This is a genomic window from Mesorhizobium sp. M0618 (assembly GCF_040320765.1).
In the GTDB taxonomy this organism is placed as follows: domain Bacteria; phylum Pseudomonadota; class Alphaproteobacteria; order Rhizobiales; family Rhizobiaceae; genus Mesorhizobium.
In genome coordinates this window covers 71,591-92,566 of record NZ_JAMYQH010000020.1, presented here as the reverse complement: position 1 = coordinate 92,566, position 20,976 = coordinate 71,591, and the positions used below count along the sequence as shown (strand labels likewise).

General features: G+C 62.8%; 21 protein-coding genes. 13 read left to right on the top strand and 8 right to left on the bottom strand.

The window, feature by feature from the left end:
• Position 1 precedes the first annotated feature (1 nt).
• Positions 2-796, bottom strand: coding sequence for a glycosyltransferase family 2 protein (locus tag NKJ04_RS21260; RefSeq protein WP_023809736.1), 795 nt, complete (start codon positions 794-796; stop codon positions 2-4).
• Positions 797-1,048: 252 nt separating this feature from the next.
• On the bottom strand, positions 1,049-1,528 hold the full coding sequence (locus NKJ04_RS21255; RefSeq protein WP_013530077.1) for an Lrp/AsnC family transcriptional regulator: 480 nt from the start codon (positions 1,526-1,528) through the stop codon (positions 1,049-1,051).
• 245 nt (positions 1,529-1,773) lie between these two features.
• On the opposite strand from NKJ04_RS21255, the gene trxB reads away from it, so the two are divergent.
• Together trxB and NKJ04_RS21245 are read left to right on the top strand one after the other, a co-directional pair.
• Entirely contained in the window at positions 1,774-2,748 is a 975-nt protein-coding gene (gene trxB, locus NKJ04_RS21250; RefSeq protein ID WP_013530078.1) for a thioredoxin-disulfide reductase, read from the top strand.
• A gap of 79 nt (positions 2,749-2,827) precedes the next feature.
• Entirely contained in the window at positions 2,828-3,724 is an 897-nt protein-coding gene (locus tag NKJ04_RS21245) for a LysR family transcriptional regulator (protein WP_023809733.1), read from the top strand.
• A gap of 177 nt (positions 3,725-3,901) precedes the next feature.
• Here the strand turns inward: NKJ04_RS21245 and NKJ04_RS21240 are convergent, their stop codons facing one another.
• Both NKJ04_RS21240 and NKJ04_RS21235 read right to left on the bottom strand, forming a co-directional pair.
• Positions 3,902-4,399 (bottom strand): methyltransferase family protein, encoded by a 498-nt coding sequence (locus NKJ04_RS21240; RefSeq protein ID WP_352677314.1) that lies wholly within the window; start codon positions 4,397-4,399, stop codon positions 3,902-3,904.
• A gap of 719 nt (positions 4,400-5,118) precedes the next feature.
• Positions 5,119-7,170 (bottom strand): elongation factor G, encoded by a 2,052-nt coding sequence (locus tag NKJ04_RS21235; RefSeq protein ID WP_352610420.1) that lies wholly within the window; start codon positions 7,168-7,170, stop codon positions 5,119-5,121.
• Between the two features lie 309 nt (positions 7,171-7,479).
• On the opposite strand from NKJ04_RS21235, the gene NKJ04_RS21230 reads away from it, so the two are divergent.
• Together NKJ04_RS21230 and NKJ04_RS21225 are read left to right on the top strand one after the other, a co-directional pair.
• A complete protein-coding gene (locus NKJ04_RS21230) occupies positions 7,480-7,875 on the top strand; it encodes a (R)-mandelonitrile lyase (RefSeq protein ID WP_023809730.1) in 396 nt (131 codons plus the stop codon).
• A gap of 182 nt (positions 7,876-8,057) precedes the next feature.
• Positions 8,058-9,575, top strand: a complete 1,518-nt coding sequence (locus NKJ04_RS21225) for an MFS transporter (protein ID WP_352677313.1) — start codon at positions 8,058-8,060, stop codon at positions 9,573-9,575.
• Between the two features lie 90 nt (positions 9,576-9,665).
• Here NKJ04_RS21225 and NKJ04_RS21220 read toward each other — a convergent pair whose 3' ends face one another.
• Positions 9,666-10,868 (bottom strand): pyridoxal phosphate-dependent aminotransferase, encoded by a 1,203-nt coding sequence (locus NKJ04_RS21220; protein ID WP_352677312.1) that lies wholly within the window; start codon positions 10,866-10,868, stop codon positions 9,666-9,668.
• 206 nt (positions 10,869-11,074) lie between these two features.
• Between NKJ04_RS21220 and NKJ04_RS21215 the strand changes: the two genes are divergently transcribed.
• The 3 genes from NKJ04_RS21215 (at position 11,075) to NKJ04_RS21205 (ending at position 13,559) form a co-directional block, all read left to right on the top strand.
• Complete coding sequence (locus NKJ04_RS21215; RefSeq protein ID WP_352677311.1) at positions 11,075-11,968, top strand: EAL domain-containing protein; 894 nt, start codon at positions 11,075-11,077, stop codon at positions 11,966-11,968.
• Positions 11,965-12,813 (top strand): EAL domain-containing protein, encoded by an 849-nt coding sequence (locus NKJ04_RS21210; protein ID WP_352677310.1) that lies wholly within the window; start codon positions 11,965-11,967, stop codon positions 12,811-12,813. Before NKJ04_RS21215 ends, NKJ04_RS21210 begins: the two co-directional genes overlap by 4 nt.
• Before the next feature lie 137 nt (positions 12,814-12,950).
• Positions 12,951-13,559, top strand: coding sequence for a glutathione S-transferase family protein (locus NKJ04_RS21205; protein ID WP_352677309.1), 609 nt, complete (start codon positions 12,951-12,953; stop codon positions 13,557-13,559).
• 236 nt (positions 13,560-13,795) lie between these two features.
• On the opposite strand, the gene NKJ04_RS21200 is transcribed toward NKJ04_RS21205, so the two are convergent.
• Positions 13,796-14,008: a cold-shock protein gene (locus NKJ04_RS21200; protein ID WP_010910991.1), complete on the bottom strand. Its 213-nt coding sequence runs from the start codon at positions 14,006-14,008 to the stop codon at positions 13,796-13,798.
• Between the two features lie 276 nt (positions 14,009-14,284).
• Here NKJ04_RS21200 and NKJ04_RS21195 point away from each other — a divergent pair, with 276 nt between their 5' ends.
• A complete protein-coding gene (locus NKJ04_RS21195; RefSeq protein ID WP_023809723.1) occupies positions 14,285-14,614 on the top strand; it encodes a hypothetical protein in 330 nt (109 codons plus the stop codon).
• A 26-nt stretch (positions 14,615-14,640) separates the two neighbouring features.
• Here the strand turns inward: NKJ04_RS21195 and NKJ04_RS21190 are convergent, their stop codons facing one another.
• Positions 14,641-15,531 (bottom strand): LysR family transcriptional regulator, encoded by an 891-nt coding sequence (locus tag NKJ04_RS21190; protein ID WP_164892914.1) that lies wholly within the window; start codon positions 15,529-15,531, stop codon positions 14,641-14,643.
• A 156-nt stretch (positions 15,532-15,687) separates the two neighbouring features.
• On the opposite strand from NKJ04_RS21190, the gene NKJ04_RS21185 reads away from it, so the two are divergent.
• A complete protein-coding gene (locus NKJ04_RS21185) occupies positions 15,688-16,590 on the top strand; it encodes an MBL fold metallo-hydrolase (RefSeq protein ID WP_023809722.1) in 903 nt (300 codons plus the stop codon).
• Position 16,591: 1 nt separating this feature from the next.
• Positions 16,592-16,981, top strand: coding sequence for a nuclear transport factor 2 family protein (locus NKJ04_RS21180; protein WP_128303820.1), 390 nt, complete (start codon positions 16,592-16,594; stop codon positions 16,979-16,981).
• Positions 16,982-17,285: 304 nt separating this feature from the next.
• Here the strand turns inward: NKJ04_RS21180 and NKJ04_RS21175 are convergent, their stop codons facing one another.
• The gene (locus tag NKJ04_RS21175) at positions 17,286-17,855 is read right to left on the bottom strand and encodes a methylated-DNA--[protein]-cysteine S-methyltransferase (RefSeq protein ID WP_352677308.1); all 570 of its coding nucleotides are present in this window, start codon (positions 17,853-17,855) and stop codon (positions 17,286-17,288) included.
• Positions 17,856-18,036: 181 nt separating this feature from the next.
• Between NKJ04_RS21175 and NKJ04_RS21170 the strand changes: the two genes are divergently transcribed.
• The 3 genes from NKJ04_RS21170 (at position 18,037) to NKJ04_RS21160 (ending at position 20,955) form a co-directional block, all read left to right on the top strand.
• The gene (locus tag NKJ04_RS21170; protein WP_352677307.1) at positions 18,037-18,942 is read left to right on the top strand and encodes a transglycosylase SLT domain-containing protein; all 906 of its coding nucleotides are present in this window, start codon (positions 18,037-18,039) and stop codon (positions 18,940-18,942) included.
• Between the two features lie 5 nt (positions 18,943-18,947).
• Positions 18,948-19,436 carry a GNAT family N-acetyltransferase gene (locus NKJ04_RS21165; protein WP_352677306.1) on the top strand — a complete coding sequence of 163 codons (489 nt, stop codon included), beginning with the start codon at positions 18,948-18,950 and terminating at the stop codon, positions 19,434-19,436.
• Positions 19,437-19,686: 250 nt separating this feature from the next.
• Positions 19,687-20,955, top strand: a complete 1,269-nt coding sequence (locus NKJ04_RS21160; RefSeq protein ID WP_352677305.1) for an ABC transporter substrate-binding protein — start codon at positions 19,687-19,689, stop codon at positions 20,953-20,955.
• Positions 20,956-20,976: the final 21 nt, after the last annotated feature.

Sequence of the window (20,976 nt, the reverse complement as noted above, 5' to 3'; positions counted from 1 at the left end):
CTTACATCCGATCTTTGTCTCGCCAGGCTTCATAAAGCTTGGCCTCTGTCGCGAACGAATACAGCATCACCAGCATCGAATAGACGAATCCGTGCCGGCCGCACAGGAAGTAGCGCTTGGCCAGGTAGAACTTCAGGAAGTTGCCGAGAGGCGACAGCACCAGTCTTATCAGGCCGGGCTTCTTGGCTCGTTCGACCAGCGTGGCAACCTTGAGGCTGGAGTAGGTGTTGGCTCTTGCCAGATCCTCGGCAATGGTCATTTCGCGGCGATGCAGCAGCACGCCATTTTCTATCGTGCCGGTTTCGCCTGGCACCTCGAACGACTCATGGACCCGCAGATTAAGGTCCATCGTGGCCTTGTCGCGGCGGAAAAGACGCAGCAGCCTGTTGTGAAGCACCCAGCGGTGCGCATAGCCATAGCCCTTCAGCTTGTCGCGGCGTCTGATGTACCATCCGTCGAAGGCGTCACTCCCAAGCTGGGTCACATTCATGATTGACTGCCTGAGCACGTCGTCGATGGCCTCGTCGGCTTCAATCGAAAGGCACCATGGTTGCGTGGCCTGATCGAGCGCGAATTGCCGCTGACGAGGAAAGCCCGGCCAATCGTTGTGAAACAGCCTTATCGGGTAGCCTTTGGCGATGTACCCATTGACGACGTCCAGAGTGCTGTCCGTCGAGCCCGAATCGACGACGATGATCTCGGCGCAGAAATCGACGCTTTCCAGGCACTCGCCGATCATATCGGCCTCGTTCATGCAGATGACCAGCGCCGAAACCGGGCTAGAAAATCGAGTCATCGTCCCACCCCACGGCACACAATTCTCGGAATTGGGCTGCCCTGCGCCACTTGTTTACGCAATCCCGAAAGCGCTATGCGCTTTCCCCAGGAAAACCGTTACACACTTTTTCTGGAATTGCTCTAGGAAACCAACAAGACGGCTACGGCAGAACATCCGGCTTCACGGAAGAGTCTATCGAACGCCAAAGCGGCACTGATATGGCGGGGCGCTCAAGCCGCATCGGCGAAAGCCCGCTGCGGTTCAACCGGCTCAAGGCTGTGCGAACGAGACCAGCCCTTCGTCCTTGACCCGGCGAATGGTGAGCGCGGTTCGCACCGTGTCGACATTCGGGGTCGAGGTCAGTTCCTCGATGACGAAGCTCTGGAAGGCGCCGAGGTCGCTCGCCACGCAATGCAGCAGGAAATCGGATTCGCCCGACACCATCCAGGCGTCGCGTACGATCGGCCAGCCGCGGGTGCGCTCGGCAAAGATACGCAGCTCGGCATCGGCCTGATGATGCAGGCCGACGAGGCAGAAGGCAACGACATCGAGGCCGAGCGCTGGTGCATTGAGCAAGGCGCGGTAGCCACGGATGATGCCGGCTTCCTCCAGGCGCTTGACGCGGCGCAGGCATGGCGGCGCCGAAATGCCGACGCGATTCGACAGTTCGACATTGGTCATGCGGCCGTCGCCCTGCAATTCGCGCAGGATCTTCCAGTCGATGGCGTCGAGGTCGGCCTTGAGCGGCATGGGGGTTCTCGATCACAGGGGCAATACGCAAGAATCTTGCGTGATTGTAATTAAACGACTTCGCTGTCCATTCCATCCTTCGCCCGGAATATTTCACGGGATCAGCGGGCGACAGGTGTGACAAAGCTTTCCGGGGACGAACTCCAACTTGCCTTGCTGGCGTCGTGGGCAACACTTACATTACGCGCGACAATGATCGAGTTTTCCCTGCCGCAATTGCCGGCAGCCCTCCGCAGAGGCTTTAGATGACCACCAAGCACGCGCCCGTTCTCATCATCGGTTCCGGTCCGGCCGGCTATACGGCAGCGGTCTATGCCGCCCGCGCCATGCTGAAGCCGATGCTGGTTGCCGGCCTGCAGCAGGGCGGGCAGTTGATGATCACCACCGATGTCGAGAACTATCCAGGCTTCGCCGACCCGATCCAGGGTCCGTGGCTGATGGAGCAGATGCTGAAACAGGCCGAGCATGTCGGCACCGACATCATCAACGACATCATCACCGAGGTCGATCTCAACGTGCGACCGTTCCGTGCCAAGGGCGATTCCGGCACCACCTACACCGCCGACGCGCTGATCATCGCCACCGGCGCGCAAGCGAAATGGCTGGGCATCCCGACCGAGCAGGACTTCATGGGTTTTGGAGTCTCGGCCTGCGCCACCTGCGACGGCTTCTTCTACCGGGGCAAGGATGTCGCGGTGATCGGCGGCGGCAATTCAGCGGTGGAAGAGGCGCTCTATCTGTCCAATCTCGCCAAGAGCGTGACGGTCATCCACAGGCGCAGCGACTTTCGCGCCGAACGTATCCTGCGCGAGCGGCTTCTGAAGAAGGACAATGTCCGCGTCATCTGGGACACGATCGTCGACGAGATCACCGGTCGGCCCGGCAAGACGCCACTGCCGCCCTCGGTCGAGGGGCTGAAGCTCAAGCATGCGGTGACCGGCGAGGTGTCGCACCTCAAGATCGACGGCGTGTTCGTGGCCATCGGCCATGCGCCGGCGGTTGAACTGTTTGCCGGCAAGCTCAAGCAGAAGCCGAACGGCTATCTGTGGACGGCGCCGGATTCGACCCGCACCGATGTGCCGGGCGTGTTCGCGGCCGGCGATGTGACCGACGATATCTACCGCCAGGCGGTGACGGCGGCGGGGCTCGGCTGCATGGCCGCGCTCGAGGCGGAGAAGTATCTGGCCGGCATCGAAGTGCATCGCGAAGCGGCCGAGTAGAGAGTTCAGAGAGCGGCTTAGAAACGCCGTGTAAAAGCCTGATTTTTCATTCAGACGCCAAAACAGAACGAGGGGAATCATGGCGTTGGACTGGGACAAGCTACGCGTGTTTCACGCTGCGGCGGAGGCGGGGTCGTTTACCCATGCGGCCGAGACATTGCATCTGTCGCAATCGGCGATCTCGCGGCAGGTCAGCGCGCTCGAGCATGATGTCGGCGTGCCGCTGTTCAACCGCCACGCCCGCGGGCTGGTGCTGACCGAGCAGGGTGAGATGCTGTTTCGCACGGCGCATGACGTGCTGATGAAGCTGGAGACCATCAAGTCCCGGCTGACCGAGACCAAGGATCGCCCGTCGGGCGTGCTGCGGGTGACGACGACGGTGGGGCTGGGCGCCGGCTGGCTGACCGAGCGGGTGCAGGAATTCATCGAACTCTATCCCGAAATCAGCCTGCAGCTGATCCTCGCCAACGAGGAACTCGATCTCACCATGCGCCAGGCCGATTGCGCCATCCGGCTGCGCCAGCCGCAGCAGCCGGACCTGATCCAGCGCCGCCTGTTCACCGTGCATTTCCACCTGTACGCGGCCCCATCCTATGTCGCCAAGCATGGCAAGCCGTCTTCCGTCGCCGAGCTGAAGGCCCATCGCATCGTCACCTTCGGCGTGCCGGTGCCGTCGCATCTGTCGGAGCTGAACTGGCTGGAAACGGTCGGTGATTTCGAAGGCGGACAAAGGGTGCCGACGCTGCAGATCAACGACATATTGTCGATCAAGCGTGCGGTGCAGGGCGGTGCCGGCATCGCCATGCTGCCCGACTATGTGATCAGCAAGGACTCCGATCTGGTGCAGCTGCTGCCGGAGACCGAGGTGCCGTCTTTCGACACCTATTTCGCCTATCCCGACGCGATGAAGAACCAGGCCAAGCTGCATGTGTTCCGGGACTTCATCATCGCCAAGGCCCGAAGCTGGTCCTTCTGAGGGCATGCCGATATTCAAGTGAGGCCGGCCCGCGAATGGCCGCTTCCTGCGCTTCCCCGTCTACCGCATCGCGGTAGAACTGTGCTCACGTACTTAAGTACGCTCCGCTCCGGTTCTCGGCAGCCACCATTCTCGACTCGGCCTGACCTGAATCTCAACGCGCCCTGCGACGGTGGCTCAACCACGCCAGGGCGACAGTCGAGGCAGCCAGCCCGGGACGTTGCGGCGGTAGGTGTCGTATTCGGCGCCGTAGCGGTGAGCCAAGGTCGGCTCCTCGTAGAACCGCACGAAAGAGCCCATGACGATCGCGCCGATGACTGCATAGGCGACAAGCGCCCAGCTCGAAAACAGCAGCGCCTGGCCGAGGATGATCGACAGCACGGCGACATACATCGGGTTGCGGACATGGCGGTAGATGCCGCCGATCACCAGCCTCTCGGTCGGGGCGACCGGTGCGGGTGTGCCCAGGCCCTCGCGCGCAAAACGGCCGAAGGCATGCAGGAGTGCCGCGACTGCGGCGACGATCAGAAGCCCGCCAACAGGGGCAAAGCCCGGCAGACCAGACCACGGCAAGCCCCAGCGATCGGTCAACAGCCAGGGCACCAGCGCGGCAACCACGCAGGGCGCCGCGACGAAGAAGGCCGCACTGCCCGCGATCGCCGAAAACGTCCGCATTGGCTGCTTCCTCCCCGATTGCCTTAGAAATGCACGCCTGCTGCCCGCTTCCACATCAGTGCCCAGTTTTGGCATTTCGAGCCGAAAGCCAGCCGAGATTAGCGATTCTGTAGTTGCAATTGCCCGATTCAGCGCTCCATTTCGACGATTTTGCTGGTCCTATTGGCTTCTGGAATGGGTTAGACCACAGCCTGCGTCTTTTTGCATGTGTGTGTTGCAAAATAGATGCTTGTTTCTTGGGCATGATGAGCACATATATAGATCATCTCCTGGGCGCGTTCTCCTCCCATTAGCGCCCTCGAGTGTTCCCCTCTGGAGGTTAGCCTTAACAGGCACTCCAATCAAACTCAGCCGGATCTTCATTGATCCGGCTTTTTTGTTGCCTGTGTCCTGCTGGGCCGGCCAAAAATTCCATCACAATTGCCACGTAACGGTGACATGTAACCTCTGGTAACATATCCCGGACGCCCGCGACCTGCTATGTAGATCATAGGACGCGGTGTGGTTCGGACGGGAGATGGGGGCATCACTCGTACGGCCCGGGCTCAGGCGGCTACCGCGTCCGAACCGTTTTTCCGCCGAACTCGGCGGTACCAAATGCGGCGGACCTGACGTTTTACCTCCCAAGGAAACGGTCCGCGAACAAAACGACGTCCGGCCCCGCCGGACGTCGTTTTCTCTTGTTCCCCCGAATCAGGTTCGAGAGGAACGCCACGCCATCAGGCAGCCTTGCCGTTGGTGTTCATCGCCTCGTCGGCCAGACGGCCGGTGAGTTCGGCCATGTGGTCGAAGACGGCACGATAGCTGGCAACGCCCGCGGTCGCGGAGCGCAACTCGATGATCAGGTCGCCGATCTCGGCTTGCGGCATGGTTGCCTCGACGACATCCCATCCCGGCCAGTCGGGCCGCGCGTCGTAGCCGAGGATCTGACCGCGCCGCTGCGGGATGAGAGCGATGATCTTCGAGGTGGCGTCGGAGGGGGTGACGATCTCGACCTTCATCACGGGCTCCAGGAGCACCGGCAAGCACGCGGCCATGCCTTCCTTCATCGCCAGCCTGGCCGCCATCTGGAAGGCCATGTCGGAGGAATCGACCGCATGATAGGAGCCGTCCGACAGGTTGACTGCGACATCCACGACCGGAAAGCCCAGCGGCCCGAATTTCAGATAATCGCGCACCCCGGTCTCGACCGACTGGATGTAGGTCTTGGGCACGACGCCGCCGGTAATTGTATCGGTGAACTGGAAGCCGGAACCGCGCGGCAGCGGCTTGATCTCGATCACCACGTCGCCGAACTGGCCATGGCCGCCGGACTGTTTCTTGTGACGGCCGCGCTGCTGCGCCGATTTGCGGATCGTCTCGCGATAGGGCACCGCCGGCGGATGGCCTTCGACCGGTATCTGGTTCTTGCCTTCCAGCCGCTCGCGCACCACGCGCAGATGCATCTCGCCATGGCCCGACAGCACGGTTTCGGCCGAGTCCTGATTGTGGCGCAGGCTGAGCGAGGGGTCCTCCTCGGCCAGCCGCTGGATGGCAGCCGACATCTTCACTTCGTCCTTGCGCTCCTTGGGGCGGAGCGCGAAGGCGAAGACCGGCTGCGGCGGCTCGAACTGGACGAGCGGCTTGGTGCCGCCCTTGGCCGAGCTCAGCGTCTGGCCGGTCTTGACCTCGTCCAGCTTGCCCAGTGCCACCGTGTCGCCGGCCTTGGCGATGGAGAGCTTGGACTGGTCCTTGCCGAGCATCCGGTAGATGCCGGAAACCTTGGCGGTGTCGCCGCCGGGGAGCCAGAGTTCGGAACCGTCGACGACCTGACCGGAGAGGATGCGCGACACCGACAGCTTGCCGCCATGCGAGGTGTGGATGGTCTTCATCACCTGGACCAGGGTAGCCGCGCCGTCGGGTGCACCGAGCCGTTTGCGGGTCGCCTCGATGTCGGGCGCGTCGTGGCGAATCGCCTTCAGGAGGCGCAGCACGCCGTTGCCTTTCTCGGCGGTGCCGATCAGCACCGGGATCACCGCACCGTCGCGCAGGTCGGCGGCGAGGTCGTCGAAGATCGCGTCCTTGGGCGGCTCGATCTCCTCGAGCAGCTGTTCCATCAACTGGTCATCATGGTCGGCCAGCGTTTCCAGCATCGAGAAACGCGCTTCGAGCTCGCGCGCCTTGTCGTCGCCGGGAATCTGCGCCACCTCGCTTTCGGCATATTCGCGATAGATGTAGGCGCGCTCCAGCGCCAGGTCGATCGAACCAATGACGACGCCGTCCTTGCGCAGCGGAATCTGGCGCAGCAGCAACGGCACGGCACTGGCCGGCTGCAGCATCTTCAGCGTGTCGCGCACACCGATGATTGCCTTGTCGACCTTGTTGAGGAACAGAATGCGCGGCACGCCGAGATCGTCGAGCTTGCGCATGATCAGTTGCAGGGCAGGGATCTTCTTTTCGTCGGCCTCGGCTACGACCACCGCGAGGTCGCAGGCGGCCAGCACCGGCTCGGCCTCGAAGGAGAATTCGATGGAACCGGGACAGTCGACGAAGGTGATCTGCTCGCCCATGAATTCGGTTGTGGCGACCGTCGCCTCGACGCTCATGGCGTGGGCGCGCGCCTCGGGCGAATGATCTGAAACGGTGTTACCTGATGAAACGGGATTTTGTCGGGGAATTGAGCCCGTACGGGCCAATATGGCTTCGAGAAGTGTCGTCTTACCGCTTGCGAAGGGACCGACTATGGCAATGCATTTCGGTCCCGTGCGTCGTCCTCCGGCGCGAGTACCCATGACTGACCTCCACTCAGGCGTTTCCCGTAGGACCGACTGGCATGTATGGTTCAGGCTTGGTCAATCGGTCCTGAGCGGCGGCCGGCCTGTTCGACCGTCGCGGGCGGGTTCTTTTCAAGTGCCACCTGCCCAAAGCCATCGTCCCACTTGTTTGCCGGCAGGGCAAGAAAAATAGAAACCCTTTGCTCGGCCGTGGACCGTGCGGATCATATGCTGGGCTGGCAGCCGGAAGCTGTTGCACGTCGACCGATATCGGCCGAAACTGAAAACAGGCGATCCGTCGCCCGCTGTTTGAAGGACCATCGACCCATGAAGATCATTGCCTGCGGCAGCGTGCCGACCGTCATCGCACCGGAAAAATACTTTACCGGCCGGGTGCTGCAGACGCCGATCATCGAGAAAGAGGCGCCGGCGCGGCTGCGGGCCACGCTGGTCAGCTTCGAGCCGGGCGCGCGCACCCACTGGCATACGCATCCGCTTGGCCAGACGCTTTACGTGACGGTGGGCGCCGGGCTTGCCCAGACGTGGGGCGGCCCGGTCCAGGAGATCAGGGCCGGCGACGTCATCTCGTTCGCGCCTGGCGAAAAACACTGGCATGGCGCGGCGCCGAAATCGGCGATGACGCATATCGCGATGCAGGAGGCGCTCGACGATGTCCATGCCGATTGGCTGGAGGGGGTGACATCGGAACAATATGGCGGCTGAATGCTCAGTCCGCAGGAAGCCGGCTTCTCTTCCAGCCGCTACATTTTTAGAAGAGGGCGACTCGCGGCGAGTCCCGTATCGTGGCGCAGGCCATGCTCAATCGCCGGATCGACAGCGCCATGCCGCCCCTTCAACTGACCGTCGGTCAGTGATGATTGCGAAACTCACGTCCGGACGTAGCCATGTCAAAGCACCGTTTGCCCCTGGTCGCCGCTGTCTATCTTGGTTCGTTCGTGGCTCTGCTCGACGTCAGCATCGTCAATGTCGCGCTGCCGACCATCCAGCAGGCGTTGCAAACCGATTTCGGCGGCCTGCAATGGGTGGTCGACGCCTACACGCTGTGCCTGTCCGCCTTCATGCTGTCGTCGGGCCTGATCGGCGACCGCTACGGCCGCAAGCGCTCGTGGCTGGCCGGCGTCGGCATCTTCGTGGCCGGCTCGCTGATCTGCGCCGTCGCGCCCAATCTGCCGGTGCTACTGGCCGGCCGAGTGGTACAGGGCATCGCCGGCTCGCTGCTCATTCCAGGCGCGCTGTCGATCCTGACGCAGGCCTTTCCCGATGCGCGCCAGCGCGCCGGCGTCATTGGCGGCTGGGCGTCGTTCGCTGCCATCTCTCTGCTCGTTGGTCCCGTCCTCGGTGGCATCCTGGTCGAGACCGTCGGCTGGCAAAGCATCTTCCTGATCAACCTGCCGCTGGGCTTGATCACGATCGCGCTCGGTGCTGCTTCGATCAACGAGACGGCGCATCCCGAACATGCCCATCTCGATCTCGTCGGTCTGGCTCTCAGCATCCTGTGGCTGGGGGCGCTGACCTTTGGCCTGATCTCGGCCGGCGAGAATGGCTGGGGCGAGCCAAGGACGGTCGCGGCGCTCATCGCCGGCGTCGTCGGCCTGGCTGCTTTCCTCGGCTTCGAGGCGCGCACGGCACGGCCGATGCTGCCGCTTGGCCTGTTCCGTGACGTTCGCTTCGCCGTCGCCAATGTCGCTTCGTTCGCGCTCGGCTTCACCTCCTATTCCAGCGTCTTCTTCTTCTCGATGTTCCTGCAGCAGGTGCAGGGCTGGTCGCCGACGCAGACCGGCCTGCGCATGGCGCCGGCTTTCATCGTCCAGATCGTGGTGTCGCCATGGATCGGCAGGCTGAGCGCGCGCTATGGTCACTCCGCGCTGATGACCATCGGCTATGTTGCTATCGGTCTGTCCATGCTCGGCATGTGCTGGGCCGTCCCTTCGACATCCTACGCGATGCTGTGTCTTCTGTTCGCCATTGGCGGCCTCGGCAATGCGCTGGCGATTCCAACCGGCAGCGCCGCGGCCATGTCCTATGCGCCGCGCGAACGCTCGGGCATGGTGTCGGCGGTCATCAATGCCACCCGCCAGAGCGGTCTTGCCATCGGCATCGCCTTGCTCGGCGCCTTGATGAGCATGCGGGCGACCAACCTTTTGACCGGGTATCTCGGCGATGCCGGTGTCGCCGACGCGGAAGCGATGGCCCGTGCTGCAATTTCGCGGCATGATTTCGCAACCGATGCGGCGATGGGCGAAAGCCGCGTGCATGAACTCTATGCTGCCGCTTATGCCGGCGGCTTCCACGCCGCGATGCTGATGGCAGCGATCGGCGCGTTCCTCACCGCCGCACTGCTGGTTGCCGTGTTGGCGCCGGCCGAGGCGCGCTCTGCCAAAGAGACCAAGCACGAGGCGTGAGGCTGACGACCCATTAAAAACGGCGGTGATGAACTGACCCCCGAAAGTTGGATACAACCTTCGGGGTTTTTCGCGTTCATAGTGCGTCGGTCAGGTCAGCGAAGCCGTAAAACGCTGGATGCGTGTGCAGGCTTCTTCCAGAAGCCTCTCCGAGGTCGCGTAGGAGATGCGGAAGTTGGGCCCAAGGCCGAAGGCCGAGCCGAACACCACCGCGACGCCCTCGGCTTCGAGCAGTTCCGAGCAGAAGGTCTCGTCGGTGTCGATCAGCCTGCCAGCTTTGGTCTTCTTGCCGATCAGCTGGGCGCAGGAGGGATAGACATAGAAGGCGCCTTCCGGCGACGGACAGGTGATGCCGCGTGCCTGGTTGAGCATCGACACGACAAGGTCGCGCCTGCCTTGAAAGATCGCCTTGTTTTTGGCGATGAAATCCTGCGGGCCATTCAGCGCCTCGACGGATGCCCATTGCGCAATGGTGCAGGCGCCCGATGTCTGCTGACCCTGGATCATGTCCATCGCCTTGATCAGTTGAACCGGACCCGCCGCATAACCGATGCGCCAGCCGGTCATTGCATAGGCTTTCGACACGCCGTTCATGGTCAGCGTGCGCTCGTAGAGCTTAGGCTCGACCTCGGCGATGGTTTTGAAGACGAAATCGCCATAGGTCAGGTGCTCGTACATGTCGTCGGTCAGCGTCCAGACATGCGGATGCCTCAACAGCACGTCGGCCAGTGCGCGCAGTTCGGCCTCGGTATAGGCAGCGCCCGACGGGTTCGACGGCGAGTTCATCAGCAGCCATTTGGTCTTCGGCGTGATCGCCTTTTCCAGCACGGAAGCGGTCAGCTTGAAGCCATCGTCGATCGAGGTGTCGGCAAACACGGAGGTGCCGCCGCAGATCGCCACCATCTCGGGGTAGCTGACCCAGTAGGGGCGAGGAATGATGACCTCGTCGCCGGGGTTCAGCGTCGCCATGAAGGCGTTGAACAGGATCTGTTTGCCGCCGGTGCCGACTATGGTCTGCTCGGGCTTGTAGTCGAGATTGTTCTCGCGCTTGAATTTTTTCGCGATCGCCTCGCGCAGCGGCACGATGCCCGAAACCGGCGGATACTTGGTTTCGCCACGGCGGATCGCCTCAATCGCCGCATTCTTGATGTTGTCTGGCGTGTCGAAATCCGGTTCGCCGGCGCCAAGCCCGATAATGTCACGGCCGGCATTTTTCAGCTCGCGCGCTTTCTGCGTCACCGCGATGGTGGCGGAAGGCTTCACGCGGGAAAGGGTGTCGGCAAGAAAGGCCATGAGCTTGACGTCTCCATGGAAGATCGGCGCGGCCAGGAGCGACCGCGGCGCTTCTCATGTCGCATGATTTCGCGCAACGCAAGCATTGTCGGCTGATCCAGGTCTCAAGGAGCCGTGATCGGGACCCGGTCGGCAACAATAAATTCATTAACGAGCGGTAGAGGCTTGAGTGGCAGGATCACAGACCAATTGCGGAGCGAGGAACCGTGTCGCGCAGCGTCGGGCTTGCCCACATCATCCGCCAGGACGACGGCACCTCCACCGGTGTCTGGGGCATCTACACGCTGCAAAGCGCCTTCCAGCCGATCTTCGCTTTCAAGGAAGGCAAGCTATCGGTGGTCGCGTTCGAAGGGCTGATCCGGCCGTTCCGCGACGGCGAGCCGCAATCGCCGATGAATTTCTTCTCGACCTGCCCGGCCGCCGACCGCCTGCATATCGAGGCGCTGACCAGGACGCTGCATCTTCTGAACGCCGGTGCCTGCCTGCCGCGGGAAGCGTCGATCTTCGTCAATTTCGACCCGTCAGTGTTCACCGAACGCACTGTTGCCGACGCTGCCTTGCGCGACATGCGGCTCGTGCTGCACGAGGCCGGCATCGATCCGCGCCGCGTCGTCTGCGAGGTGACCGAGCAGCGGTCGGCGTCGCAGGAAGCCTTGCACGGCTTCGTCGCGGCACTGAGGGCCAACGGTTTTCGCATCGCCGTCGACGATTATGGCGCCGACGATTCCGACATCAATCGGGTCAAGGAGTTGAAGCCGGATATCGTCAAGTTCGATGCCTACTGGATCACGCAGCTGATGGAGTCCGGCGCCGGCTTCGCGTTGCTGACCACCATGGTGAAGAACTTCGAGGAGCAAGGCATCCATACGGTGTTCGAAGGCATCGAGGAGGGCTGGCAACTGGAGCTCGCCGAGAAATCGGGTGCGTCGATGGTGCAGGGTTTCGTGCTGGCGCGGCCCGAATTGGCGCCGACCAGCTTTGGCGTCTTCGGCAAGGCCAGACAGGCGCCTGTCGCTGCTGCAGTCGACACGTCTGCTCCTGCCGTGGCAACGCCTTCGGCGCGGCCGGTCAAGGCCTTCGGGCGCCGGGTGGCGACATGAGAGATGATCGGCGGCGCAATGTCGGCGATGCGATCCAGGTCGACGAAGTCGGCATCGAATACGGCATATATGGCGAGTTCCGGCTGCGCAGCGCCTACCAGCCGATTTTCGCGCCGCGCGGCCGGTTCCTTCACGCGGTCGCGGCCGAAGCCCTGATCGAGCCGCACCGTGCCGGCCGCCCCGGCGCGCCGAAGGTATTCTTTGAAAGCGTTGCCGTCTCGGACCGGCTGTTTGTGGAAACCATGTGCCGGGCGCTGCATCTCAGGAATTTCCGCAACATCGGCGTCGACGGCCTCGACCTGTTCTTCAACTACAACCCGTTGATCAACGACCATGCCGGGCGGGCACTGGCCGAAATTCGCCTGATGACCAGGCATCTCGGCGAGTTCGGCCTGGCGTCGGCCATGCTGGTCTGCGAAATCACCGAACAGGCGGCCGACGATGCGCTTCTCACGCGGCTGGTGCGCGAAATGCGGCGCGACGGCATCCGCATCGCCATCGACGATTTCGGCACCGGGCACTCGACCGAGGAGCGGGTGAGCCTGCTCAAGCCCGACATCGTCAAGATCGACGGCACTTGGTTCGCGGAGTTCTGCCGCCACGCTGCCGCCGAACGGTTCTTCCGCCCGCTGGTTTCCAGCCTGCATGACCGCGGCGCCAAGGTGCTGGTCGAAGGCATCGAGCAGCCCACCCATCTGCGCGTCGCGCTCGAAGGCGGCGTCGACCTGCTGCAGGGTTTTCTCCTCGCCCGTCCCGCGCTTGCCGGCACGGTATTCGAGGAAAAGCCGCTGGTCGTCGATGCGCTGCTGGGCCGGGACAGCAAGGTCGTGCCCCTCTTTGGCTAGGGCATGCCGACAATTGGTGCCGTGAGCGTCCTTGGACGCTTTGCATCAGCGGCGCTGATCGTCGTACCAAAACAAATCATTGGTTGAGACCGCCGCCGCTGCGATAATCGCGCGGAGACAGTGCTCCGGGGACAGCCATGATACTGTACGGCATGATCGACAGCGGCAATTGCTACAAGCCGCGCCTGCTGATGGCGAAGCTTGGCCTTGCCTTTACCAATGTCGAGGTGAGTTCGCACATAGGCGACACACGCAAAGCCGATTTTGTCGCCAAGAACCCGAACGCCATGGTGCCGCTGCTCGAGTTCGACGATGGCCGGCGGCTGGCCGAATCCAACGCCATCCTGCTCTATCTCGCCGAAGGCACACGCTTCCTGCCGGCGGACAGGTATGAGCGTGGGCTCGCCTATCAATGGCTGTTCTTCGAACAATACAGCCACGAGCCCTACATTGCCGTGCGCAAGGCGCTGCTGACCTTCCCCGAACGTGCCGGGGATGCGACCCCGGAGCGGCTGGCGGTGACGCTGGAGCGCGGCAACAAGGCGCTCGGCGTGATGAACAGGCATCTGGAAAACAATGCTTTCTTTTCCGGCAGCACGCTCAGCGTCGCCGACATCGCGCTGTATGCCTATACGCATACGGCGGAGCAGGGTGGTTTCCAGCTCGACGCCTATCCGGCGGTGGCGGCCTGGCTTGGCCGGGTAGAGGCCGATCCGGGGCATGTGCCGATCGATTGGGTGGAGTAAGTAACGCCGGTGGTCGTATCGCCTGCGGCGCCGATCTCCAGACAGCAAAAAGGCGGGATAAATCCCGCCTTCCATGCTTGGTAGCCTGATCGGGAGCGTCGGGTCCGGGCTGGCAGCTATCTGCTGATCCAGCTTGTCGGGTCTTTCCGCTCCAGCGCGCTTCTCGCGCGACTGTCAGTACATCCGTGACTTGCCGCGCGCCCCGAGCTCTCGCCCGGCGCGCGCACTTCGCAAAATCAGGCTGCCTTGCTCAGAGATCCAGCGGACGACTTGCCAGTGCGGCGGTCCTGCTCGATCTCGAAGTTGATCTTCTGGCCTTCGACCAGGGTCGACAGTCCAGCACGCTCGACAGCGGAGATATGGACGAAAACGTCCGCGCCGCCCGCGTCAGGCTGAATGAAGCCGAAGCCCTTGGTGGCGTTGAACCACTTGACCGTTCCTGTTGCCATTTTAGATAGTCCTTCAACATTTGCTTTAGATTGACCGGACCGAAGTCCAGCCGGTGTGCATCGAGATTTTGGAGATAGACGTCAGCAAACGCGAAGATCGCGAGGCCCGGATCGATCGGCCGAAATATCAATGGAAGGCATATAGGCTGGTTTCGCATAAAATACAAGACTGCGTGAGAAAGCCGTGATCGAGCGCTGCCCAACGGCTGCCCCAATCTGCTGAAAACGTTGCGGCAGATCACGCTGTTCTCGAGCGGCGGATCAGGGGAGACGACCATGAAAATCATTCTGCTTGCCGCCTGCCTCACGCTTGTCGCCGCTCAGGCGCAGGCGATCTCGCGCTACGACCCGACGCGTATGAGCTGCGGCAAGGTTCAGGGGACGATCGCTCGGCAAGGGGCCGTCATCCTGCGCTATCAGTCGAAGCGGGTGCCTGGGCTGCCGCTCTACGACCGCTATGTACAGAGCCAGCGATTCTGCAGCATGGGCGAGGTGAGGACACGGGCCTACGTGCCGAGCGCCGACACAAAGTCCTGCCCGGTCTACAACTGTAAGCGGCCGGACAATGACCGGCATTTCCGCCGGCGGTTCTTCCACAACAACTAGCGCTTATCGACCGGCAGCCATTGCTCTCAATCCCGGATGTGTTCTGTGAGCATGGACACAAATTGCGTCACCTTTTGCGGGCGAAAGCGCGCTGCCGGATAGACCACGTGAATGCCGCCGGAGGGCAGCACCCAGTCGGGGAGCACGTGGACGAGGCGGCCTTGCGATAGGTGGTCGACGACCAGATAGTCCGGCAGAACTGCCAGTCCGCCCCCGGCGAGCGTCGCTTCCAGCACAGCCGGCGTCGAGTTGATGGAGAATGCCTCGCGCAGGGTGATGGTGCGCGGCTCGAAACCGCCTCGGGTGAAGTTCCAGGTGAACGGCTTGCGAAGCACGGCATTGGCAACGAGCGGTAAGGAAGAAAGGTCTTCTGGCTTGTCTACTCTGATCCCGGCGGCGAAATCCCGCGACGCGACCAGGATTTGCCGGAAGGTGCCGATGCGGCGCGCCTGCTGGCTGGAGTCCTCCAGCCAGCCGACCCGGATGGACAGGTCTATCTTGTTGTCGATCAAGTCAATTATGGCATCGGAAATGAGCAGTTCGACGCCGCAGGCAGGAAATTTCTGGCGAAAGCGGGCGGCGATCGGGGCCAGCACGATCGCGCCATAATCATTGGACGCGGAAACACGCAGCACACCGGCCACCTCGGCGTTGGCCTCGCCAACCTCGGCGATCGCTTCTTCGACATCCCGCAGGATCAGAACGCAGCGTGCATGCAGAAGACGGCCTGCTTCCGTCGGCTCGACCCTTCGCGTCGTGCGCACGAGAAGCGTGGTTCGCAGCTCAGCCTCAAGGCGCGCGACCTGTTGGCTGACAACTGTTTTCGTGATGCCGAGCCGCTCGGCCGCGCGGGTGAAGGAACCCGCGTCGACCACCGTGGCAAAATAGGCGAGGCGATTGAGGTTTATCGATTCCACCACGAAGGCTCATTGTAAGCTTTCAACATACAGTTTGTATTATTATAGCCAATTTATTGATTAATCCAAAGAGCCTACCGTGCCGTTCCACCGTCCGTCCTGCGGCCGGCGGGTGCGCAGCCGCATCCGATCCCTTTCATTCAACGGAGATATTCCATGTTCACGAGGAGACAGATCATGAAGACCTCATTGGCCCTCGGCGCAACCGCCGCTTTCGCTCCCATCGACAGCGGCCGAGCCGCCGGCGCCAAGCTTGGCTGGAAACACTTCCCGGCGGGTCCAAACGGCTTCTTCCGTGCGCCGGTGCTGCTGTCGGGGCCGAGCGAAGCCCTGTTGATCGATGGCGGCTTCACCTATCCGGACGGCAAAGCGCTCGCCGATGCCATCAAGGCCAGCGGCAAGAAGCTGACCACCATCTACGTCACTCAGTCCGATCCCGATTACTACTTCGGCCTGAAGCCGGTGCGGGACGCCTTCCCGGAGGCGAAAGTGATCGCCGCCTCCGCCACGCTGGAAGCCATCAAGGGCAATGTGGAGAAGAAGCTCGCCGTCTGGGGTCCGCAATTGAAGGAAAATGGCCCGCAGGCGCTGTCCGACATCGTCTTCCCCGAGGCATTCGACGGCGCAACGCTGACCGTCGATGGCGAGACTGTCGAGATCGTCAATGCGGAAGAAGGATTGGCCAACCGCCGCTATCTGTTCGTGCCGTCGCTCAATGCCGTTTTCGGCGGAGTGATGATCTTCTCGGGCGTTCATGTCTGGACCGCCGACACGCAGACCAGGGAGAGCCGCGCCGCTTGGATCAAGACGCTGGACGCGATTGCCGCCCGCAAGCCCGCTGTCGTGGTGCCTGGCCACATGGCCCCCGATGCCGCGATCGGTCCTTCGGCGGTGGAGTTCACCAAGTCCTATCTCATCACCTTCGAGGAAGAACTGGGCAAGGCGGCAGACAGCGCCGCGTTGAAGGCGGCCATGGAGGCCCGCTTCCCCGGCCTCGGTATGGGCGTCGCCCTCGATGTCGGATCCAAGGTCGCCAAGGGCGAGATGAAGTGGGGCTGAGATGGCGACGAACCTCGATTTGATCCGTAGAACCTACGAGGGAACTTCCGAGGAGAACGGCCGCAATCTGCTGGCCGTTCTTTCCGCCGACATCGAATGGACCGAGGCGGAAGGGTTTCCCTATGCCGGCACCTATATCGGCGTCGAGGCCCTGATGCAGGGTGTTTTCAAGCGGCTCGGCTCGGAGTGGACCGGATACCACGCCGCCGTGCACAGTTTCATTGCCGATGGCGACCGGGTGGCGGCCTTCGGCGTGTATTCCGGTACATACAAGGCGACGGGAAAATCCATGACGGCCCCCTTCGCTCATCTCTACGAACTGCGGGACGGCAAGATCATCCGCATGCGGCAGTATGTCGATACGGTCCTCGTCGCGCGCGCACTGACCTGACACCGACGCAACCAGGGAGACATCCATGCTGCAACTTAAACCCGACGATGACGGACGGTCGCGACTCGGTCAGGCAGCTTCTGGAAAAGATGGGAGTTGCCCATTGGCCGAAACAGGCGGTCGACTTCAAGCGGGTGATCGCCCAAGGCGATCTTGTCATGCCCCAGGTCGTTCAGCCGAAAACGGCTGACACGCCAGAGACGGTCATCGTGGATATTTTCCGCGTTGGAAGCCGGTGCCCGCCAACCCGGTCAACAGGCGATCGATGTACTGATCCCGGCTTACTGCCAGCACCGGCCGCCGTTCAAAACCCGAACGACACCTGCGCCGGTGGCAGCGGGCCGACGCGCACGCCTTCCATGGCCAGCATCTTCTCCTTGGTGATCGATCCGCCGGGCGCCGAGAAGCCGCCGATCTTGCCGCCGGCGGCAAGGATGCGATGGCAAGGGATGACCAGCGGCACCGGATTGGCGCCAAGGGCGGCCCCGGTTTCGCGGGCGAGCCCGGCATGGCCGGCGGTTTTGGCCAGCTCACCATAGGTGGTGGTTTCGCCGAAGGAGAGTTTTCGCGCCGCGTCGTAAATGGCGAGGCGGAAATCGTCGACGCCGTCGAGATCGACCGGCACGGCGGAGAAATCGATGTCCTCGCCCGCCGCATAGGCCTTGATCGCTGCGATCAGCTCGACCACCCATGGCGGCTGCGCCGTGGAGGTGGAAACGCCGCCATGGCGCAGCAGGCGCCGCTCCACCGCTTCGCGGCTGCGTTCGGGCAGGCAGAGCCGGATCAGGCCCTTTTCGCTCCAGGCAATGCCCATCAAACCGATCACTGTTTCTAACACTGCGTGGCCGGCCGTGATCGAAGCTGTCGTGACCATGATGCGCTCCTTCCCGCAAAGTGGCGAAATCCGGGATTCGTCCCAGTACATATCCGGAACAATATGGCCCCACCGCCTGCGTCTCGCCACCCGAAAACCACCTGATCGCCCCGATTGCCCGGCCTGAATCGCTGGTGTAAGGGATTTCTTAACAACCCGACAAACCGGACCCGAGCGCGGCTTGCCAGCAAAACTCAACCTTATCGCGATCGGCGTGATCCTGGCCGCCGCCGGCATCAGCGGCTGCACGTCGACCTCGCAGATGAAGTCCGCGCCTGCTCTCACCGAAACAGCGACCGTCGCCGGCACTGACGCCGGCTTCACCGTGCCTCTGCCGGTGACGGTTTCGGTGCTGCCGGAATCATCGGGAATCGCCCCCGCTCAGACGGCCGAACTGCCGCTCGATCCCGCCGCACAGCCGGCTGCCGCGACCGCCGCTTTTGCCGGATCGACACCGGCGGCACCAGCCGTGCCCGCGGTGATGACCGCCAATGCCTGGCAGGCGCCGCCGCCGGCAAAGGCGAGCGAGCCGGTCAAGGCGGCCGAGACCTATACGACCGCGGGGCTGGTCATACCGGCAACCGCCAAGGGCGATCGCATGCCGGGCGTCCAGCAGGTCGCCTATGTCGTGCCGCAGAACCCGGCGGCCCTGGTCCAGTTCCCGGCAGGGCCCGTGCAAGAAGAACACGCGACGGGCGTGCGTGGCGATGTCGAGCGGCTGATCGAGAAATATGCGGCGATCTATCAGGTGCCGGTGGATCTGGTGCGCCATGTCGTCAACCGCGAGAGCACCTTCAACCCAAAAGCCTACAACAACGGCCATTGGGGACTGATGCAGATCAAACACGCGACGGCGCGCGGCATGGGCTATGACGGGCCGGCCAAGGGCCTGTTCGACGCCGATACCAATCTGAAATACGCGGTGAAATATCTGCGCGGCGCCTGGCTGGTGGCCGGCGGCAACGCCAAGAAGGCCGACTGGCTCTATCAAACCGGCTATTATTACGACGCCAAGCGCAAGGGCCTGCTCGAGGCGACCGGCCTTGGCCGCGACCGCCAGCGCCGCCGCCTGCAGCCCGACGCCTGAGCGCGATGCCTGAACCGCGCCCGCCGGCTTTGAACGACATCCGGCTGCGCAAAATCCTCGACGAGACGCTGGTTCCGCCACATTGGCCGGAGGGTTTTGTCATGCGCAGCTTCGAGCCCGGGGACGCGCCCGCCCTGCATGCGCTGTTGACCGAAGTGTTCGATGATGGCGCCGATGGCCCGTTCGACGAGTGGTGGCCGCGTATCGCGGACGATCCCGAATTCGACCCGGCGCTGTGCTTCCTCGTCATCGACGCCAAGGGCCGGCTGGCGGCGGCGGCGTTGTGCTGGACCCGCGGCTTCGTCAAGGACCTCGCCGTTCATCCCGAGGCGCGCGGCAGGGGTGTTGCCGAAGCGCTGATGTGGCACGCCTTCGCCGTTTTTCGCGAACGCGGCGCCGATCATGTCGACCTCAAGACCAACACGGTCGAGAATCCCGCCGCGGTCCGGCTCTATGAGCGGCTGGGGATGATGCCTGTCGCCTGGGAAGGCTAGGGTGTGCGGATATTCAGGTGATGCCGCCTGCAAGCGACGGTTCCCTGCGCTTCCGGCCTTCGCCGGCCGAAGCACCCATAGTTGCCTGACCTGAATCTCAACACACCCTGATGCATGTCGCCCACGCAGGAACGGCATGATTTGGGAACCCAAAAGCGCCGCTTCGCATTTAATGGGAGGTGAGGGCCTGACAAGCTGCCGGCGCGTGGGAGGATTTTCCGTCACCGGCTGCGGAGGGACATCCACCACCATGACGTTTTCTCACGCATTCCTTGCGGTCGGCGTCGCTGCCATGCTCGCTGGCACGCCAGCATGGGCCGTCGATCTGTCGATCGTGTCGGGCGATACCGGCGATGGCATCAAGGTGCTGCGCGAGATCCTCGACCGTTACGAGAAAGACAGCGGCAACAAGGTCGGCATCGTCGTCATGCCGGCGTCCGGGACCGACCAGTTCGGCCAGTACCGGCTTTGGCTTGCCGCCGGAAACAGCGACATCGACGTCTACCAGACGGATGTGATCTGGGCGCCGCAACTCGCCAGCCAGCTCGTGGATTTGACCGCAGCGACCAAGGATATCGTGGCTGAGCATTTCCCGTCGATCATCCGGTCGCAGACCGTCGACGGCAAGCTCGTCGCCTTGCCGATCTTTACCGATGCGCCGGCGCTCTACTACCGCAAGGATCTCCTCGACAAATATGGCGCCAAGGTGCCGGCCACCTGGAAGGAACTGGCCGACACCGCCAAGCTGGTCATGGACAAGGAGCGTGCGGCTGGCAATCGGGATATCTGGGGCTTCGTCTTTCAGGGCAATGCCTATGAGGGGCTGACCTGCGACGCGCTCGAATGGGTGATGTCGAATGGCGGCGGCCAGATCATCGAGCCGGACGGCACCATCTCCGTCAACAACAGCCAAGCGGCGGCGGTGCTCGACATGGTCAAGGGCTGGGTCGGGACCATCGCGCCACCCGGCGTGCTCGCCTACCAGGAAGAGGAATCGCGCGGTGTCTGGCAGACAGGCAATGCGGTGTTCATGCGCAACTGGCCCTATGCCTACGCGCTCGGCAACGGCGAGGGCTCGCCGATCAAGGGCAAATTCGACGTGGTGCCGCTGCCGGCCGGCACGGGCGAGGGCGCCCGACCGGTCGCGACCCTGGGCGGCTGGAATCTCGCCGTCTCCAAATATTCGAAGCATCCGGATGCCGCGATCGAGCTGATCAAGTTCATCGCCTCGCCCGCGATGCAGAAATACCGCACGCTGAAGACGTCCAACCTGCCGACCATCCAGGCGCTGTATGACGATGCCGACATCGCCAGGCAACAGCCGATCGTTCCGCGCTGGAAGCAGATCTTTCTCGATGCGGTGCCGCGCCCCTCGGCCGCGACCAGGATCAAATACAACGAGGCGTCGAGCCAGTTCTGGAACGCCGTGCACAACACGCTGTCGGGCGACGGCACTGCCGCCGACAATCTGGCCGATCTCGAAGCGATGCTGACCAAGTTGAAGGGCCGAGGCTGGTGACGATACTGGGACAGCCACCCG

Coding starts and splice junctions, on each gene's coding strand:
- NKJ04_RS21260 (WP_023809736.1), bottom strand. CDS start 796: ATGACTCGATTTTCTAGCCCGGTTTCGGCGCTGGTCATCTGCATGAAC.
- NKJ04_RS21255 (WP_013530077.1), bottom strand. CDS start 1,528: ATGCCGCTCAAGGCCGACCTCGACGCCATCGACTGGAAGATCCTGCGC.
- trxB (WP_013530078.1), top strand. CDS start 1,774: ATGACCACCAAGCACGCGCCCGTTCTCATCATCGGTTCCGGTCCGGCC.
- NKJ04_RS21245 (WP_023809733.1), top strand. CDS start 2,828: ATGGCGTTGGACTGGGACAAGCTACGCGTGTTTCACGCTGCGGCGGAG.
- NKJ04_RS21240 (WP_352677314.1), bottom strand. CDS start 4,399: ATGCGGACGTTTTCGGCGATCGCGGGCAGTGCGGCCTTCTTCGTCGCG.
- NKJ04_RS21235 (WP_352610420.1), bottom strand. CDS start 7,170: ATGGGTACTCGCGCCGGAGGACGACGCACGGGACCGAAATGCATTGCC.
- NKJ04_RS21230 (WP_023809730.1), top strand. CDS start 7,480: ATGAAGATCATTGCCTGCGGCAGCGTGCCGACCGTCATCGCACCGGAA.
- NKJ04_RS21225 (WP_352677313.1), top strand. CDS start 8,058: ATGTCAAAGCACCGTTTGCCCCTGGTCGCCGCTGTCTATCTTGGTTCG.
- NKJ04_RS21220 (WP_352677312.1), bottom strand. CDS start 10,868: ATGGCCTTTCTTGCCGACACCCTTTCCCGCGTGAAGCCTTCCGCCACC.
- NKJ04_RS21210 (WP_352677310.1), top strand. CDS start 11,965: ATGAGAGATGATCGGCGGCGCAATGTCGGCGATGCGATCCAGGTCGAC.
- NKJ04_RS21205 (WP_352677309.1), top strand. CDS start 12,951: ATGATACTGTACGGCATGATCGACAGCGGCAATTGCTACAAGCCGCGC.
- NKJ04_RS21200 (WP_010910991.1), bottom strand. CDS start 14,008: ATGGCAACAGGAACGGTCAAGTGGTTCAACGCCACCAAGGGCTTCGGC.
- NKJ04_RS21195 (WP_023809723.1), top strand. CDS start 14,285: ATGAAAATCATTCTGCTTGCCGCCTGCCTCACGCTTGTCGCCGCTCAG.
- NKJ04_RS21185 (WP_023809722.1), top strand. CDS start 15,688: ATGTTCACGAGGAGACAGATCATGAAGACCTCATTGGCCCTCGGCGCA.
- NKJ04_RS21180 (WP_128303820.1), top strand. CDS start 16,592: ATGGCGACGAACCTCGATTTGATCCGTAGAACCTACGAGGGAACTTCC.
- NKJ04_RS21175 (WP_352677308.1), bottom strand. CDS start 17,855: ATGGTCACGACAGCTTCGATCACGGCCGGCCACGCAGTGTTAGAAACA.
- NKJ04_RS21165 (WP_352677306.1), top strand. CDS start 18,948: ATGCCTGAACCGCGCCCGCCGGCTTTGAACGACATCCGGCTGCGCAAA.
- NKJ04_RS21160 (WP_352677305.1), top strand. CDS start 19,687: ATGACGTTTTCTCACGCATTCCTTGCGGTCGGCGTCGCTGCCATGCTC.